The sequence below is a fragment of the Bifidobacterium saguini DSM 23967 genome, assembly GCF_000741715.1.
In the GTDB taxonomy this organism is placed as follows: Bacteria; Actinomycetota; Actinomycetes; order Actinomycetales; family Bifidobacteriaceae; genus Bifidobacterium; species Bifidobacterium saguini.
In genome coordinates this window covers 1-14920 of the sequence record NZ_JGZN01000020.1, presented here as the reverse complement: position 1 = coordinate 14920, position 14920 = coordinate 1, and the positions used below count along the sequence as shown (strand labels likewise).

Annotated in this window: 15 protein-coding genes and 2 pseudogenes; 15 read left to right on the top strand and 2 right to left on the bottom strand. The window is 63.3% G+C overall.

Annotated elements, in window-relative coordinates:
* Positions 1-121: 121 nt before the first annotated feature.
* The 4 genes from BISA_RS11440 (at position 122) to BISA_RS11425 (ending at position 3295) form a co-directional block, all read left to right on the top strand.
* The gene (locus BISA_RS11440) at positions 122-511 is read left to right on the top strand and encodes a hypothetical protein (RefSeq protein ID WP_162178594.1); all 390 of its coding nucleotides are present in this window, start codon (positions 122-124) and stop codon (positions 509-511) included.
* Entirely contained in the window at positions 508-1455 is a 948-nt protein-coding gene (locus BISA_RS11435; RefSeq protein ID WP_033892100.1) for a hypothetical protein, read from the top strand. Before BISA_RS11440 ends, BISA_RS11435 begins: the two co-directional genes overlap by 4 nt.
* Positions 1452-2471, top strand: coding sequence for an aggregation-promoting factor C-terminal-like domain-containing protein (locus tag BISA_RS11430; protein WP_033892099.1), 1020 nt, complete (start codon positions 1452-1454; stop codon positions 2469-2471). Before BISA_RS11435 ends, BISA_RS11430 begins: the two co-directional genes overlap by 4 nt.
* Positions 2472-2551: 80 nt before the next feature.
* Positions 2552-3295, top strand: coding sequence for an Ish1 domain-containing protein (locus BISA_RS11425; RefSeq protein ID WP_033892098.1), 744 nt, complete (start codon positions 2552-2554; stop codon positions 3293-3295).
* A gap of 78 nt (positions 3296-3373) precedes the next feature.
* Here the strand turns inward: BISA_RS11425 and BISA_RS11420 are convergent, their stop codons facing one another.
* The gene (locus BISA_RS11420; RefSeq protein ID WP_152597291.1) at positions 3374-4105 is read right to left on the bottom strand and encodes a hypothetical protein; all 732 of its coding nucleotides are present in this window, start codon (positions 4103-4105) and stop codon (positions 3374-3376) included.
* Between the two features lie 189 nt (positions 4106-4294).
* Here BISA_RS11420 and BISA_RS11415 point away from each other — a divergent pair, with 189 nt between their 5' ends.
* The 11 genes and pseudogenes from BISA_RS11415 (at position 4295) to BISA_RS11365 (ending at position 14403) form a co-directional block, all read left to right on the top strand.
* The gene (locus tag BISA_RS11415) at positions 4295-5389 is read left to right on the top strand and encodes an antirestriction protein ArdA (RefSeq protein WP_033892096.1); all 1095 of its coding nucleotides are present in this window, start codon (positions 4295-4297) and stop codon (positions 5387-5389) included.
* A gap of 30 nt (positions 5390-5419) precedes the next feature.
* A complete protein-coding gene (locus tag BISA_RS12380) occupies positions 5420-6229 on the top strand; it encodes an antirestriction protein ArdA (RefSeq protein WP_051917568.1) in 810 nt (269 codons plus the stop codon).
* Between the two features lie 11 nt (positions 6230-6240).
* The gene (locus tag BISA_RS11405; protein ID WP_033892094.1) at positions 6241-6966 is read left to right on the top strand and encodes a MuF-C-terminal domain-containing protein; all 726 of its coding nucleotides are present in this window, start codon (positions 6241-6243) and stop codon (positions 6964-6966) included.
* Between the two features lie 162 nt (positions 6967-7128).
* Positions 7129-7530 (top strand): hypothetical protein, encoded by a 402-nt coding sequence (locus tag BISA_RS11400; protein WP_033892092.1) that lies wholly within the window; start codon positions 7129-7131, stop codon positions 7528-7530.
* 14 nt (positions 7531-7544) lie between these two features.
* Entirely contained in the window at positions 7545-8585 is a 1041-nt protein-coding gene (locus tag BISA_RS11395; RefSeq protein WP_051917567.1) for a hypothetical protein, read from the top strand.
* Between the two features lie 17 nt (positions 8586-8602).
* Entirely contained in the window at positions 8603-10183 is a 1581-nt protein-coding gene (locus tag BISA_RS11390) for an ATP-binding protein (protein WP_033892091.1), read from the top strand.
* Between the two features lie 41 nt (positions 10184-10224).
* Complete coding sequence (locus BISA_RS11385; protein ID WP_033892090.1) at positions 10225-11088, top strand: hypothetical protein; 864 nt, start codon at positions 10225-10227, stop codon at positions 11086-11088.
* Between the two features lie 25 nt (positions 11089-11113).
* A complete protein-coding gene (locus tag BISA_RS11380; RefSeq protein ID WP_237746165.1) occupies positions 11114-12157 on the top strand; it encodes a hypothetical protein in 1044 nt (347 codons plus the stop codon).
* 22 nt (positions 12158-12179) lie between these two features.
* Positions 12180-12824, top strand: coding sequence for a hypothetical protein (locus BISA_RS11375; protein WP_033892089.1), 645 nt, complete (start codon positions 12180-12182; stop codon positions 12822-12824).
* A gap of 75 nt (positions 12825-12899) precedes the next feature.
* Positions 12900-13450: pseudogene (abiEi, locus tag BISA_RS12100) on the top strand (type IV toxin-antitoxin system AbiEi family antitoxin).
* Positions 13451-13497: 47 nt separating this feature from the next.
* Positions 13498-14403, top strand: coding sequence for a Fic family protein (locus tag BISA_RS11365; protein ID WP_033892088.1), 906 nt, complete (start codon positions 13498-13500; stop codon positions 14401-14403).
* 324 nt (positions 14404-14727) lie between these two features.
* Here BISA_RS11365 and BISA_RS13425 read toward each other — a convergent pair.
* Positions 14728-14920 (bottom strand): annotated as a pseudogene (locus tag BISA_RS13425) (colicin transporter); the annotation flags it as partial.

Here is a 14920-nt window from a genome sequence, read left to right as displayed (position 1 = left end):
GACCGCCCTCATGACTGCCGTGGGAACCGTTCACGGACGGCCTGCCCCGCGGCCGGAATCCGCGGAAGGCAGACTCCATTGTGACGGAAAACCGAAAACATCATCCGAAGGAAGGACCACTGTGGCATCCGATAACGAAAGAAAGAACGCCATGCGCGACATGAAGCGCGACATCCTCAGGGCCGTCCGTGAAAGCCAGAAGGCCAAGCAGGAGACGATGGATGAATACGTGGCCTCGCGCGTCGCGGCCAAATCCTTGCAGGCCCGTCTGACCCAGGCCGAGGAGACCGCCAGGGAGCTGCGCGCCAAGGCCAGGGACGCGGGAAACACCGTCGCCGAGCTCAAGCTCGCCGACGACCTGATCGAATCCAGATGGGAGGACGAGCCGTCATCCGACGGCACCGCGGAGCCGACACCATCCGCAGACGGGGATACGCAGAACCCGCTCGCGGAGCCGTCCGCGACCCCAGCCGGCTACGAGCCGCGGCCGTGGGAGGAAGGCGAATCATGAGCCGTCCCGAACCGAAACCCATGCCCAGGCTCCTGAGCGCGCTGTGCGCGATCGCCGCCGTGATCCTCATCTGCGCGCTGGGAGTCATCGTCGTCAACCACCAGAACCCGTCCGCCGACCGGAAGCCGGAAACCGCCGTCACGGAAACCGGCTCCGCCAAGGGGAGCCGGCCGACGCAAGACGACTGGGCCGGCCTGAAGGCGGCAGGAATCCCCGTGCCCGGATCATGGTCCGAACGCACCAAAGCGTTCCCCGTGTCAACGGACGGGAACGGGGCGGCGAGCATCAACGAAAACGGGAAGAGCGTCATCCTGGACGATGGGGGAGCCGGCCCCATCGACACCGCGTTGGAGACGGTGAACGCGATTCTCGACCCGAACGGCTCCGACGACGACTGGCGCAGCCGCGTGCTCGACCTCATCGGAGACGACGGAGCCGGCAACGGCCATCCGATCTCCGACGCTCCCCGCTGGTGGTGGACGCAACGCCGGTTCCAAGCCGACTCCGTATGCTCGGGCCAATCCGACGCGACATACATCAGCTACGCCTACGAATGCTCCACGGACGGCACCTGGCCGGGCTCCGACGAGGACGCCATCCAATCGAACCCGTTTTACACGGCGGCCGAAACCAGCTTCCCCGTGCCGGACGGCCTTTCCATCCCATCCACGAGCAACCCCCAGCTGACCGTCTCTAGGGCGTACGACACCGTGCTCATCCCAATGGACGACGGGAACTGGCATGTCACCGTCTACTGCCCCGCATCGCTCGACGGCCCCCTGCTCGACAAGCATTCCAACGAAACCGAAGCCCCCAAGGCCGGCAAGGAGTCGTACACGGTGGTCTCCGCCACCGGATACGGCACACGCCAACGCCCCTGCCGCACCGTGGAGGTCGTGGTCGGCGGACAGAAGCCGTTCTGGTCGCTGAAGGACACCCGATGAAACGCATGCGCCGCGTCCGCACCATGCTGCTCGCCGCATGCATCCTGACCCTCATGGGCGGATGCACGCCATTGGGCGTGCTCCAATACATGAACGGATGCAAGGACGGCTCCGCGTCCGCGGGCGGAACCGGCGGCAGCGTCGTCACCGGCGAGGTCAGGGACGGGATGAACATCACCCAGACCCGCGCCTGGTTCGACGGAGAGGACGGGCCGGACGGAGTCTGCCGCGGCTACCCGGCCGGACAATGCACCTGGTGGGCGTGCATGAGGGGGCATAGGCTCGGCCTTGACGTGGGATCCCACTGGGGCAACGGCGGCGACTGGGGCAGAAGCGCGGCCTCCGCCGGATGGAGGACCACGATCACCGATCCGGTCGCGGGCAGCATCGTCAGCTACGCTCCCGGGGTCGCCGGAGCGGCCACGTTCTACGGCCACGTCGCCATCGTGGAAAGCGTGGACTCCGCGGCCGGCACGGTCACCATCAGCGAGATGAACGCGGCCGCGGGCCCCGGAATCGTCAACCACCGCACCCACCGCATCGACGTGGGCGCGGTCTACATCCTGCCGGACGGGCATTCAGACGGCTCAACGGGAACGCATCCCGACTCCACGGGTCAGACGAGCACCGTGGAAGCGGCATGGACCTGCTCCACCGGCGCCACCGCCCATCCCGGAGCCGACTACGAGGGCGACGGCACGCACGCCAGCCCCGAGGAGGCGCAGGCCATCGCCAAGAGGATGATCGCCTCCTACAGCGATTGGGACGATGCCGACTACGACGCCCTCGTCTGGCTGTGGAACCACGAATCCGGTTGGCGGTGGAACGCCACCAACCCAAGCTCGGGCGCGTACGGCATACCCCAGTCACTGCCCGCCTCGAAAATGGCGTCCGCGGGAGACGACTGGAAGGACAACGCCGCAACCCAGATCAAATGGGGGCTCGACTACATCAGGGGCCGCTACGGCAGCCCGTCCGCCGCCAGGAGCTTCTGGCTCAGAAACAACTGGTATTAGACGGCCTGCCCCGCGGCCGCGGCGTCCGGGGCCCATGATCGATGATTGGAAGAGCAACGACGACAGGAAGGAATCCCGCGATGATCGACAGCGAAGACTACACGCCCGAAGAACGGCGCGTCATGGAAATGGCCCAGGATCTCATCGATCTGTACGAGCTGGACAGCGGCAACGGGGAATGCTATATCCAGCATGACGCGAAGCCGGACGGCGACGAACAATCGAATCTGTACATGACCCTCGAGGCTCCATACCACGGGACCATCACGGTGACGGTCCCGGCGCACTCCGACGAGAGCGGTCTGAGGGCCGCGATCGGCGAGGCGTTCCTCGACTTCGACGCGGACGAGGAGTTCAATAAATTCTGGTCGCCGGAGTTCGGCAGGTTCAACAATCTTTCCCCGAGCGTCTTCCTCGCAATGCTCGAGGCCGATCAGCAGTACTTCGAGGATCTCTACGTCCCGATGACGCGGCCAAGGAAGGAGCCCCCGCAACGATACGGAGAGGGGAACGGGATCATCGTCGAGATACGCTGGACGGAGTCCGACCTGCGCCAATGGCTCGAAGAACACGACTGGCCGGTCACCGAGCAGAACATGGGCACCATGCGCGACATGATATCCCCACGAACGCTCAAGGACCTCAGCATCGAGAAAGGCTGGGAGATCATCGACTCCCTGGTGAACGAGGGTCAACTCTCGCGCGACGGCCATGAAGCCGGCCCGGAAGCGTCCATGCAGACGTATCCCGCTCCGGCCGGTCTGGACCCCTCCGACCCGCTATTCGGGACGGATCCGGCATCCCGCTCCCTGCCTTGCCTCTGAGCTAAACGGCTAGACCACCGGACGCACAATTTGGCCTATAACCCAAAAAGGGCTGTCGGATCGACATCCGTGTGCCGGTCACCGGATGCGCATCCGGTGACGCTCCCGTGCGGCCGGCTTCCGTGCGGACGGATGATACGACCGGCGCGGGGTGCGGAGGGCCAGCGAGGTCAGCATGTCGAGCATGGCTTCACGCAGTCCTTCCAGCTCCTCCGCCGCATCATTGAACTGTTCTTCCACACAGGCGTTCTCCAGTTCGGAGTCGATGCCTCGAACCCGTTCCCGCCAATCAGCGGTATCCCTATATCCAAGCTGTTCCAGGGTGGCGGTCAGCGCCTCCACGTCCTCGCGCGCCATGCAGTACTTCCCATACGCGTCCAACGTGTCGCCACCCAGCCAGCAGTCGTCCTTCATCGGCATGGCCTCGGAACCCGGCCGGCACCGGTTGAGCGGCCACCATTCGCCGCACTCCGGGCAACGCAGCTCGCAATACGGGATGCGGTCGTAGACGCGTTCCAACGGCTTCAGGCAACGTGAACAGGATTTCAAGCCGAGATAGTAGACGACGGTCGCATGCGGTCCGCCATTTCCGCTTTCGTGTTTGTGCCGTTCCATGTGATCGGATAGGAAGCTGATGGAACAGGTTCGTCCGCACACGGGGCACTCCACCTGGCGCAAACCCCACTTCCGCCAATCGGCCGCACGCATGTCATGCCTGTAATACCCGTGCAGGTAGATGGACTCCAGTTCAAAGGTCTCTCCGCATACGGGGCATTCGATGGATGAGTCTCTTTCCCGTGATGATTCCATATCATCCACCGTAACGTTCCGAAATGATCGGCGCATACGGTCGGAGTGTCGCGAAAACCCTTACGGGAGTAGGGCTCGGCGCGGGCGCGCGCCGGGTCCGTCCCTCTTGTGGACACCTTGCCCCGCGCCGCCGCGGATTCCTTTCGATAATGGGCGGGAAACGTCGAACGATATCGAAGGAGGTCATGCATGGCTGACAGCGAGACCCGCCTTGCCGGCGTATGTCTGGACAGGGCGGACGGATCCGGTTGGGAATGGCTGGACCTGCCGGTCTCTGACTCGGAACTTGAATCGTTCCTGCATGACAGGCTCGGCATCGACGCCCGTCTGGACGAACAGGGGCGTCTTCCGGCCGGTGTGGAATGCCGCATCAGCGACTTCGACCGCGAGGGTCTGTTGAAAACGCTTGGATTCAACGATCTGGAACACGAATCCATCACGGATGTGAACCTTATGTGCCGAGCGTTCCAATACCAGGCCCGCGTCTATGGGGACGGATCGCTGGATCCCGTGGTCGAGCGGGTCTGGGCGCTCCTCGCCTTTGACCATCCCGGTGACGAGCCGTCCGCCTATGAGGTCGCGAACTACGCGATGCAGCTCGGGGGAATCCCGTATTCCCGGTACGGTCTCGTTCCCGAGCAGGAGAGGCTGTGCGGGAGCCCCGATGAGAAATACGGTCTGGAGGTGATCTCCGCAAGCGGACTCACCGCGGCCCTGGACACCAAGCTGGCCGAATCGGACCTGATGCTCTCCGGCTACGTAGACGTGGAGCGGCTGGGCAGCGAATGCGCCATGAACGACAACGTGGAGACGCTCGAATCGGGCTACTACATGAAAAACCTCGAACCCGACGTGGACCCCGGCCGGTATTCTCGCGCCGAGCTCCGCGGCCTGCTCGATGACCGGTCCCGTCAACGGGACGCCCCGACTCCGGATCGGGGCATGGACCTACCCGAATACTGGCGCGAATCCTTCGAACGCGAGGATTATCCGCTCGCGCGCGAGGTGCTCGCGCACGACGGGTCGCTGCTCGACCTGGACACCATGATGGCCATCGCGAGGGTGCTCGGCTCATGCGACTGGGATTTCTACGAATACGCAGACGGGGAGTATTCGGGCGACCTGCTCGAACTGTGCGAGTCCACGCCCATCGAGGCCAGTCAGGAGCTCGGCTACCTGCACGACTGCTACCTCGCGGCGCGGGAATCGCATGCCGCCTGCGATCCCGCCGATCCGACGAACCTCGCCGGCGCGGCCACGACCGGGGATCCGGCCACCCGATAGAAGCAAACGAACCCAAAAAGGAGCATCATCATGAGCAACAGGCTCGAGGACCATCAGATGCGCGTCTACGTCGCCAACCTCGGCAAATACAACGAGGGCGTGCTGCAAGGCGCATGGATCACGCTGCCCATGAGGGACGGCGAACTGGCCGACGTGCTGAAAAACAAGGTCGGGCTGACCGGCCGCTACGAGGAGTACGCGATCCACGACTACGAGGGCGGCGAAGGACTGCTCTCCTACATGCCCGCGCCAGGCGAATACACGCCCCTGGACGATCTGAACCTCATGTGCAAGGTGTTCGAAAGCCGCGAACTGGACGATCCCGACGTGTACGAGAAGGTGAAGAACTACATCGACGGCATCGGCGGCGTCCAGTATCCGATCGAGATCATGAACCTCGCCATGGAATCCGACGACATCGACTACCACGCGTACGACACCGGATACGGCCCCGACAACCCCAAGTTCTTCAAAAGCAACGAGGAGAAGTTCGGGTACAGCATCATCGAGGCTCATTCCGTCATGCGGGACGACCGGTCCGTGATGGTCGTGGACCCCATGGAGGACGAAGACCTCGCGGCCGTGGCCGCCATCGAGAACAGCAACTACAGCTCCTTCTTCGACAAGGCCCGCTTCGGTGAGGAATACAAGCTGGAGACCGACGCCACGCTCACCGACGACGGCTACCTGTTCAGCGGATCCATCGACACGGACAGATGGTCGCGCGACGAGCTCAAGGAAGAGGTCGAATGGATGGACCGCCCCCGTGACTCCGAAACCTGCAATCCCGCCGACCCGTTGAACCTGGCCGCCGGTTCGGCCCCGTCCATCACGCGATAGGAAGGGACAGCATGAGCAACGTTGAAGATAATAATATCGAGTCGATCCGAAGGATCAACCGTTCCGCGATCCGTTCCGACGGAACAGTGAAGACCTTCAAGGAGCAGCTCCTTGAGTTTGAATACGGCTATTACAACGCCACTTTGCCCTTTATCGTGCTACCGAACTCCGCCCCTCTGTTGCAAGCGGGTGCGGGAAACTATCCCATCGTCATGTCTCCGGGCATCCTGAGGAAGTTGAAGGACAAGCACAGCATCTATCTGGAGGACATAGCCGAACTTCCCTCGATGATCAAGGACAACAACGTGCTCATGCTTGACTCATACACATACCGGAACGGTGGACTGTGCATGTATCTCGATAAGACCGGTGCCAACGATATCCCTCTCTTCGCTGCCTTCCACCTCGACAAAAAGGCAGGGCTGACCTCAATCAACCAATTCCGCAGCATCTACGAGCGTGACAACATCGAGCACACAATCCTGACGGTCTGGAACGAAGGGCTCTCCCTATACCCGAATGAGAAAACAGAGGGCTGGATACAATCATTCGGGCTGCAATTGCCCGATGATATATCCAGCCTTCTGGAAGGGGAATACCGTTCCATCTCGAAAAACGGAACTATCCCCGACAATCCCATTCTATCAGGAATTGATTCCCTGTGCCGTCATGAAGCCTGCGATCCCGCCGATCCGTTGAACCTGGCTGGCAGCCCGGCCCCGTCCATCACACGATAGGAAGACTCAAATGGATGACGCCAAGACGCTCAAGGGATTGCTCCTTGGGCCGGATGCAAAAAACAAGCGGCCTGCGAGCAGGCCGCCGACGTAGAACGCTTCAGCCTTGCGCTGAAACTCGCTATCAGAATACCACAGAATCCGCGGGAATGGAAACCAATCATGAAGGACGCTGATTTCGATATCTCGACGCTGCTGTACGAGGGCGAGGCGATCGCCGACTACACGCTTACCGGCATGGGAACCAATTGGGGGAGCCCCGTCTACCAGTGCGTCACCCAGCCGGGTTCGACCGACATCCACTCCGCCTTGGAGGAGACCCTGCACCGGATCATCGACGCACGCATCGATACGGGCGACGCGGACGATGTGCTGGCCGAGACCATGGGCGTGGTGCGTGCGGATTCCATCGACGCGGAGGATGGGGTCACGCCCATCGACCTCGATCTCGGGTACGCGTTGCCCGGCGCGATCACCTCGTTCACGGAGCGTGCGCCCGTGGCGTGCGATCCGGCGGAACCGTTGAACATGACCGACGCGTCGGCCTGCGGGCCGATCCGGTGAAAAGGAGGGGAACCATGACCGAGGACGATGTGCGCGGATGGGATGTGCGGGTGGATGCCGCCGATATGCCTCTGGCGGTGTCCGTGCTCGCCCATGGCGGCAATGTGTGGGACTTCCATCGCATGAAGGCGGTCGAGGAGCTGACCGGCTCCGTGGACTGGGATTTCTACCGGTGGACCGCGGAAAGATGCGAGGACGACCTGCTCGACGTGTGCGAGCGGGATGATGCGGCCGCAGTGCTGGACGACTATCGGGCGTGGTACCGCCTCGACCAGCCGGGCATGCACGCCGAGGTGTCGTCGGCGATGATCGGCATCGTCCGAACGCTGCGGCGCATCGACGAGAACCTGTACGCCATCGCCGCCAGCCAGTTCCACCAGCGCCTGCTTTTCCCGGACGAGGAATGCTACCAGCTGGACGGAGGCACGTTCATCTCCAGTGAGGCGTTCGAGGAAGTCACAGACATCTATCAGGACCGTTACATGGCATGGAAGAACGGTGTCGATGACGCGCGTCTGGTCAGCGCATGGAACGATCCGCCGCGCGTGGGAAGAATCGTTGACGAGCTCGTGGCCGCCGACCAGGGCGGCGGATGCTTCTACACGGACGCGCAGCCCATCGACTACACGCAGGGCATGGCATACACGCCGGAGCGTCTTGCCGCCGACAACGGGTTGGGAGATCTGGTCGCGCAGGCATGCGAGGCCAGCGTCTCCTACAGCCTCGCCGGCCACCCCTACGTGGATTTCCGACCTGAGCGCGGCGATGACGGACGACCGCTGCTGAAGGTTTTGCAGCCCGGCCTCGACAGGTACGCGCTGATCGGTGCCGAGCCCGGCCTGTTCCGGGTGCGCGCGTGCGACGGGAACGGAGCCGGGGAGGAGGAATCCTTCCCCTATTCGACGGACGACATGTACATGGAGGCCGGGTTCGCGCTGCGCGACGCGCTCGACCATGCGGTCGGCTGGATCGACCCGCAGCAGGAACCGTCGGCCGAGATCCCCGGCCTTGGCATGGAATCGCCGTTGGAATCCACCGACGGCCCATCGCTCTGAGGGAAAGGACCAGTCTGATGAACATCGGTCGTATCGACGGCGTTGACCTTATCGGCCTGAAGCCGTTCATGGTGCAGTGCCAGGCTTTCCAAACCCCGGGACTGCCGTATTTCGCCCTGATAGGGCTCGAGGATTCATGGGGCGACGACGTGGCGTCGCGCATACGTTTCGCCGTGGATGAAACACGATTGCCGTGGCCTGAAGGCCGTGTGACCGTCAACCTTTCCCCGGCTGCGGTGCGCAAGCGGAACGGTGTCCACGAGCTCGCCATCGCCCTGTCCGTGATCGATCTGGCGGGCGGTCTCACCCGTCCCGCCGGCCTTGGCCCGTCGGACCGCATCGTGGCCATAGGAGGACTGGACGAGCATGGGGACGTGACCCCGGTGCGCGGCGTCGTGGCCATGCTGGAACGCTGCCGCGAACGGGGCGTGCGCCATGTGGTGATCCCCGCCGGGAATATGGATGCCGCGCGCATGGTGGGAGGATTGACCCTGTATCCGGTGGACACGCTTGCGGATGCGGCCACCCGATTGGATTCCCTGCGGGTCGCGGACTATTCGGTGCCGGATCGGCGCGGGGCGAGCATCCGATCCGATTGGGGTGACGATCCGAGCCTCGACGGGGTGCGTGAAGCGGCGGTCGCCGCCGCTGCCGGCCGCCACCACATGCTGATCGGAACCGACTACTCTTCCCTTTCCGACGTGGACGGGATCGTCCGCTGCATGCGATCCCTGCTCCCGCGTCTGGACGGACGGCAGGCGATGGAGCTCGCCCGTATCAGGGATGTGAAGGGCATCGCCGGGCCTCTTGGCATAGGGCTTGATGATCTGCCGCCCCTGTCCGATCCGTTCCATTTTTGCACCGTCGCGGGAGTGGTCGGGGATGGCGTGGTGCCGGGGGCGGCGAGTCTCGCGGATCACGGAGTGCTGTACCTGGCCCAAGCGGAGGAGTTCTCCATGAGGTCGCTGATGGGATTGCTGAAGCCTATGGACACCGGAGAGGCGGAATGCGCGGCGGTTGCTGGCGGGCGGGTGATCTGGCCGGCCGACTTCCAGCTCGCCGGCGTCATGCTTCGCTGCCCATGCGGACTGCCGCCGGAATCATGCCGGTGCACGGAGCGGGAGCTGGCGCGCCACCGGCTGCCGGCCCTGTTCGAGGAACGGTGCGCGATTCGCATCGACAGCAAAGACATCCAATCCCATCCGGCCCCAAGTCTCGCCGACGCGCGGGCGATGGTGGCGGATGCTCGCGCCCGCCAGCAGGCGAGGTTCACGGACACGGCCATCGAATCCAACAACCGCATCGGAAACGACTGGCTGGAGGCGCACACATCGTGGAACGTGCTCGCCCTCATGGCGGAACGTGCCGGCGCGGAGGAAGAAGACGGCAGGCTCGCCCTCAATGCGGGCCGTCTGGCGTGGACGATGGCCGACCTCGCAGGGCATGCGAAGCCGGGCGAGGAGGATGCCATGAAAGCGCTCGGCATGGTCATGGGAGACGAATCCGGCAGGTGCATCCCGGACCATGCGTCATCGGTCTGCGATCCGGCTGCCACGTTCGACCTCGAACAGCCGCCGACGTACGGCACGGTCCGATGAACGAGAAACCGGCGACGCGATATCAAAAGGAGAAAAGGACGATGCTGGACAGGATCGATCTCGGGGAATATGTGGATGGTCTGCGCAATCCCAGTCTGCTCGAAGTGGAGCAATGGGATCTGGAAGCCGTGCTGGCCGACCTGCGCGACGATCATCCCGATGCCGACGCGGACGATCTGCTGGGTGATTCGCCAGACCCGCAGCTCGTGGAGGAGCTGGCCGACTCGTTGCGGCGCAATATGCGCCATGTGATTGAGGGGGAGGCTACGGCGGCATGGGGCCCGGGAAAGGAGCTTCTCATCGAATACCGGATCAGCCACGACGATGAGGACGGCTGCTACACGGGGCTCCCCGGGGAATCGTTCTCCGTCCGCCACTCTTACGGGGACCCTCCGTCCGGCGAGGCTCTATCCGCGATCATGGCTGGCGACCTGCATGATCGGGGTTGGGATCACGCGAGCCCCGCGTCGGCGGGGCACGACCGTTGGACGTTCGCGGCAACGGAGCTGCTGACCCTCGGTCTGGAGCGCGGAGGCCGCTCTCTGCATGGCGGATCGAGCTGCGCGCTGACCGCCGCCGAGGCCAACGACTGGCATGCCGGCCTGCTCGACGCCCACGGATTATCCGCGATCGCGCGGCGGCGGCTCGACGCGGGGGATGGCGATCGGATCGTGTTGAGGCTCGGCCCCGCAGCCCCGGCACGCGGGTGGGCCGACGTATCCGCCGAACTGTACCGGTTCGATGTGGGATTGGAGGACGACGCGGAGCCCGTTGACGCGGATTCCCCGTTCATCGGCTACGGGTGGCGGCCTGAGGCCGGGCTCCCCGTGCGGTACGAGATCCCGACGGGTTTGCCGTTGGACGCGTTGTCGATGCCGTCCGCCGAGCCCGCAGCGACCCGTTGAACCCCTTGATTCAGGAAAGGAATGAATGATGGACATGTCATGGATCGCTTCGGTCGAGGACCCACAGCCGAAGAGGAGAATCATCTACGACGCCGACTCTTACGACACCCGGTTTGGGGACCCCTACTGGCGTGAGGGCAACGAGGAGCCCGAAAGCGCGTGGAGCTTCTACACGGAGAACGACATGGGAGGCACGTTCGAGGAGTACGCGTGGAATACCAGCGTTGAGGAGCTGCGCGACGAGCTCGCCACCCTGAACGCCTATCTCTCCGGCGCCGGCGAGACCGCCGGTTTCCCGCGCGAGAAGGCGGATCCGCTGGAGGGCAATCCGATCGTCGCTTCCGGCGGCGTGGGCCGGTGGGACGGCATGCATACGGGGTTCTCGCACTTCGAGGACTTCGACTCGCTGATGCACGGGGCGGACTCGCCGTTCAAGGACTGCGAGATCGACCGCATCTGGGACGAGAACGGTCACCTGTTCATCGACGCGCACCACCACGATGGCAGCGTCCACGTCGAACTGCTCCAGCTCACCGACAAGGGGGGCGAGGCGCTGGAGGCCATGGAGGACGCGTGGGCGGACGAACCGTTCACCGCCGGCGGCCGCAGCTATTCGGGCAGCGACGAATCATTATCGGATTTCTGGCATGACCTTCTGAACGACCCTGGGCTTTCGAGCCCGCCCCGCTACCTGGAAACCGCGTTCGGTCGCCAGCCGCTCGAATGGGACATGGACCCCAGGGTCATCGACTTCATGAACCGAATGAACGAGGAGTACGCGCGCCTCTACGAGGCCGGAGTCACGGGCATCACATCGCCCGACATGTACGACCGGTACGACGGGTTCCAGGAAGGCAACCTCGGCTTCGTGCGCGCCCTCGTCAAGGCTCGAGGACTGGACCCGATCAGCAGCGACCGTGAGATCACCGCCCTGCTCAACACATACGATGCCATGTTCTCCACGCCCGAACCCGAGGCATCGCGCGCCGCATCGACGGAACTGGACCCATTGGACCCCGCCGACCCGTTGAACGCGGCACCGGCGGTGGATCCCGGAATGGCCCGCTGAACGGATAAGGAGACGGATCCGAATGAATGACGAATACCAGGTGGAAGGCATCATGGATCACACGGTCGGAAGACTGATCGACCATTCCGATCGCAGCCAGATCGGCCCGAGCCTCTGCCTCGAATCCTACGACGGGCAACGGCATGCGAACGTCACCGCCGCCATGGAGGAGGACGACGAGCAGGAACTGCGAGACTTCCTCATGGAGGAGGACGGCTCGAAGGGCCTCGCCCTGGCGGAGGGGTTCATCCGGCACTGGCAGCGCGGCGAATACCGTGCCGCAGCCGCCATGCTGGAATACTCGGGAGTCAGCTGCACATTGGAATCGCACATCGACATCCGGGAATGGGCCGACGCCGAACGCCATCTGGACTCGTACGGGTTCAAGGGCATCCAGGCTCGGCTCAAACAGGCGGGGGAGCTGATTCGTCAGGCGGGCGAACTGTTGCGCGGCGCCGACGCGATCGCCATGGACGTGGATCCCCACTATTATGCGGCGGCCTACACCGTCAAGACCGTATCCCTGTGCGACCAGCTACGAGAATCGGTGAGGGACGCCGCCGAGATGGCGCACGACTGCGACGAACGCGATACCGTCGAGGGTCTGGCGGCTCTCCAAGATCTGCTTGGCGATGGCAACGCTGCCGGCCCTACGGCGGCCAGATGACCGTGTGTCTGTCATGAGAATTGTAGGTATACGCGAATATATATAATTATATATATTCGCGTATACTTAGTGTTTATGAAGAGAAGCGATGCGGTGAACCGTCTGCGTGATATGGACAGCAGGTACGCATGTTATGTGTATTGCAAAAACGAGCTGGCGGTTTTGTTCGGCGAGCATGGTCAGAAGCTGGCGCACACCCTGACGAGCCTCGTTTCGGCGAGGGCCTTGGTTCGCGCCGCCCGCGGCGTGTATGTGTTCGCGTATTCCTCTCATATGGGTGAAGGCACATTGCATCAGGTCGCGCTGAGGCTGCGCCATGGGGAGCTGGTCTGGGAAAGCCTCGAAAGCGCGTTGTCGCGGTGGGGGTGATCAGCCAGATCCCGGTCGATCGCGTCACGTTCATGACCACGGGCCGCGAGGGCGAGGCCCGCACGCCGTACGGGGTGATCGAGTTCACGCACTGCAAACTCGCATGGAGCCGTATCCTGCCCAACCTGATCGCACGAGACGACGGGCTGGCTCCGCTCGCGTCGAAGCAATGGGCGTACCGCGATCTGAAGGCCGTCGGCCGCAACCTCGACCTGGTGGACATGGATGAATTGGAGGATGACGATGACTGGTCATGAGGCTTTGCGTGTAGGGTGGAGGAACCGTTCGTGAAGGAGGAAACGTAATGCCAAACCCAACGCTTTCCCGAAGGATCAAGGATCTTCCCGCGTTCCTCGCCTCGATGATGGATGCCGGGGATATGGCCGGAGCTCTCGCCCGCGTGGATGACGCGCGAGCCGGGTTCCGGGCGTTGGCTCCGTTCGATGGTGTGGAGGAGTCCGCGCTCGATGACTACCGCAGGGAGTGGATGGCTCGTTACGTGTACAATTCCAACGCCATCGAGGGGTCAACGCTGACGCTCGAGGACACCGAACTGGTGCTGGAGGGCGAGTTCGTGCCGTCGGATTCGCCGGCGAGATACATTTTTGCGGCCCGCGGCGTGGCTGACGGCATGGCGTATGTGGAACGGTACGTCTCGGAACACCGTCCACTGAGCGTGGAGCTGGTTCGGAAGCTGCACGAGGTCACGGCGTTGGATGTCCAGCCCGTGCTCAGGGGCCGTTTCCGTCCCTATGGCTACACGGCGCGGATCACCGCCACAAGGGTGAAGACCGCCGACCCGCTCGAGATATACGAGGATATGGAATCGCTCGTGGACGCGGTGAACGCGTCCGACGCCCACCCGGTGCTGAAGGCGGCGGGATTCCACGTGATGTTCGAGAACATCCATCCGTTCGCGGACGGGAACGGGCGCACGGGCCGTCAGATCCTCAACCTGATGCTCATGGATGCCGGCTACAGTCCGGTGGCCATCAAGCATGACGCGGGCCGCAGCTACGGCAGGAGTTTGGAGGCATGGCAGGTCGGTGATGATCCCAGACCGTTCGTTTCCATACTCGCCCGCTGTGTCGAACAGGAGGAAAACGCCAAGGCGGGCATCATCGAGGGACTGAGGGAGAATCCCCTCACGATGCCGCAGAATACGGACTCCATGCTTTCCGACCGTGGGACTCATGGCCCGACCCTCTGATTCGCATATCTGATTTTCCAAAAGCGGCGGATTGACTCGATGAAAAGACCGAATCGGGTATACATGAATATATATTTTGTCTCTGTTAGACCAAGAACAGGGATGCCGCCGCTTCCACACGTTCACCACACGGTCATGACCGTCACATGACTGTGTGTGACCGTGTGTGAACGTGTGGTGACTGTCACATGACCGTGTGTGAACGTGTGGATGACGGTATACCGGCATACCGATATACCGGAATATTGGTTTATTGGAATATCCGCATCAAACGGGGAGGGCCCGTACTGTGCATGACGGTACGGGCCCTGATTAGGATGCCTCTCAGTGATGGATCAGCCCGTCGCTGGACGGGGGCGGGCAGCTGTTGCCGCAGCCGTGGCCTCCGTTGAGGTTGGGTCGTGTGGTGGAGCCGGTCGAGGCCGAGCCGGTGCCGGCGTTGGATCCGGTGGAGCCGGTGCCGCGGTTGCCGGTGTTGGAGTACGTGTACTGGCCGCGCGATCCCTGCGACGTGTTG